Consider the following 2,702-nt stretch of genomic DNA (forward strand, 5'->3'; position numbering starts at 1 on the left):
GGGGCGATCGCGATCCACCAGCCGCCGTGGGTGTGGATGCCGTGGCCGCTGGGACCTTCGCTTTCGTCCTCGCGGGCGTAGTAGAACAACGGATAGCCGTTGTAGCTGGCCACCAGCCGCTCGCCTTCGCTTTCGGGCACCATGCCGGTCAGCTGGCTGTCGAGGTCGTCGGGAACGACGAGGTTCGTCTCGGCGTCGACGAAGACCGGCGGCCAGGCTTCGCGGCAGCGCGCGAGGCAGGATTCCAGCGGCGGCAGATAGTCGCCGCCGCGTGCGCCTGTGTCGAACATGTAGACCGGTCGGCCGCCGGGGCCGACGATGTAGCGGCCGACCTCGTCATCGGTGGCGACCGAGAAAAACGGCTCTTGCGCCTGAAGCGCAGCGAAGGGGGCAGCGGTTGCGAATGCGGCGGCGACCAGGGCAGCCTTGATGGCGCGGGGCATCGGGTTCTCCTGTCCTAAATGGCTTGCATGCGAAACGCGGGCCGCCCGGGGGCGTTCCAACGCGCCGCCGGGCGTTCAGCGCGACGGCGCGCCCCTGTCCGCCAGCCACAGGACGAAGCGGCGCACGTCGTCGGTGTCCGCCAGCGCGTAATCCGCGAGCGTCGCGCGGCCGCCGCCGCGCACCGCGATGCACAGGCCCGACCCGCTCAGGGCGCCGAATGCGTCCTCGTCGGTCAGGTCGTCGCCGAAATAGACCGGCAGGGCATCGTCGGTGCCGAGGCGCGTGTTTTCCAGCAGCCAGGCGACCGCACGGCCCTTGTCCCAGTCGGCGCGCGGCTGGATCTCGAACACCATCTTGCCGCGCCCCTTGCGCAGCATCTTCCGGTCCGCGACGATCCGGTCCACGGCGTTCTCGATGGTGGGCACGTCCTGCTCGGCCACCCGCCGGTAATGCACGGCGACCGAGAAGGTCTTGCGCTCGACATCGGCGCCCTCGACGCCGGACAGCGCCTCGTGCAGGGCGGCGTCGGCATCGGCGATCGGCTGCAGGAAGCCCTCGGCCTCGTCCGGCCGCGCCTCCAGCCCGTCGGGCCCGGCGATGTCGAAGCCGTGGCTGCCGGCGTAGATCACGTCCTCGAGGCCCACACGCGCGCGCACGTCCTGCAGATCTCGGCCGCTGATGACCGCCACGGGGCAGCAGCCGGCCAGACGCGCGACGGCATCGCGCGTCTCGTCCGGGATGCTCGCGGCACGGAAATCCGCGACGATGGGCGACAGCGTGCCGTCGAAGTCGAGGAACGTCGCCACCGGCCGGGCGCCGATGCGCGCACGCACCGCGTCGAGCCGGTCCCAGATCAGCGGCAACCGGTCCAGCGTGCGCAGGCCGCCATCCGGCAGCAGCAATTGACGCAGGTCGCGAGTCACGAGGTCGGCCCCGCCCGAGCGCAGGGCGTGGCGGTGCTGGCCTGAATCGTCGTGGCGGTCGGCGCCGATGACCAGCCCCAGTCGCGCGGCCGAGCCGGCGCCGACAGTTCGGGGCGTGGCACCTACAAGCGCGGTTTCGCCCGGCATGCTGCCCAGATGGCGCGCGATCTCGTGCAGCCGGTCGGGCAGGGCGGCCGAGCCGGTTTCGTCGGAGACGGCGTCGACCAGAGACGTCAGGTCCGCATCGTTCAGCGCCTTTGTCGTTCGGTCGTCGTCCGAGACGATTCCGACGGCGATGCCCGCCGCCTTCAGCCCCCGGATCATGTCGGCCGCGTCGTCCAGAACCGGCGTGCCATCCGCTCCGGTCAGCACGCCCTCGAAGTCGAGGATCACGGCTCTGATCGTGTCGTCTGGTCCGTTGGGGGGGTCTTGCGGGCGATCCTCGGCGATGATCCTGGTCCTCCTGGCTGGCCGTGCCCGTGTGCACGGCCTCGTGATGCGGCGGATCAACGCCAGCCCGCCAGCCCGGTTCCGGGGGGCGCCAACGCTGCCGTCCGCTACCGGCGGTCACGCCCTGAGCAGGAAAGCGCGCCCTCGCCGTTTCCGCCGCGAAAACAGGAACCGCATCTCACCGGCCCGGTTTTCCTAATATGACAGATGCGAGTTTCCCACACGCCATGACCAGTATCCCGACCACGAGCGGCGGCCCGTGCGCGACCCGCGTCCGTTACAACGCGTCGCATCCGACCAAGGCCGGGGGAGCGACGCCATGACCGGTCGCCTGATCGTCTTGTCCAATCGCATTCCGACCGGTGGCCCGCCGTCCGGCGGTCTCGTCGTGGCGATCCACGAATTGCTGGCCAAGCGCGGCGGTCTCTGGATCGGGTCCGGTGACGACTTCGCCGATACGCCGTCCGAGGAATTCCAGCCGCTCGAGGGCGGCGACGGCTACGACAAGGCGATCTTCGAGCTGACCGAGGCCGAATACGGGGAATTCTACCTCGGCTACGCGAACTCGGTGCTCTGGCCGCTATGCCACCACCGCACCGACCTGATCAGCTTCGACCGCCGATATGCCGAGGGCTACGCCGCCGTGAACGCCCGCGTCGCGCGGATGCTGGCCCGGATCATCCAGCCGGACGACACGATCTGGGTCCACGATTACCATTTCCTTCCGGTGGCCTACGAACTGCGCAAGCTGGGCGTCACCGCGCGGGTCGGGCTGTTCCTGCACATCCCGTTCCCGACGCTGCCCGACATCCAGGCGCTGCCCGAGCGCGAGGATTTCTACTACTGGCTGGCCGCGTTCGACCTGGTGGGCCTGCAGACCGAGGC

3 protein-coding genes are annotated in these 2,702 nt (G+C 69.9%); 1 reads left to right on the top strand and 2 read right to left on the bottom strand.

Features of this window, described 5'->3' with window-relative positions; all coding sequences use genetic code 11:
- Both ACFDTC_RS18020 and otsB read right to left on the bottom strand, forming a co-directional pair.
- Window positions 1-443, bottom strand: a 443-nt coding sequence (locus tag ACFDTC_RS18020; RefSeq protein WP_375260257.1) for a hypothetical protein, incomplete at its 3' end; no start/stop codon positions are given.
- Between the two features lie 75 nt (window positions 444-518).
- Complete coding sequence (gene otsB, locus ACFDTC_RS18025; RefSeq protein ID WP_375260258.1) at window positions 519-1,877, bottom strand: trehalose-phosphatase; 1,359 nt, start codon at window positions 1,875-1,877, stop codon at window positions 519-521.
- A 259-nt stretch (window positions 1,878-2,136) separates the two neighbouring features.
- On the opposite strand from otsB, the gene ACFDTC_RS18030 reads away from it, so the two are divergent.
- The coding region (locus ACFDTC_RS18030; RefSeq protein ID WP_375260259.1) for a trehalose-6-phosphate synthase at window positions 2,137-2,702 on the top strand (566 nt) is incomplete at its 3' end.

The organism is Citreimonas sp. (assembly GCF_042096055.1).
Classification (GTDB): Bacteria; Pseudomonadota; Alphaproteobacteria; order Rhodobacterales; family Rhodobacteraceae; genus Citreimonas.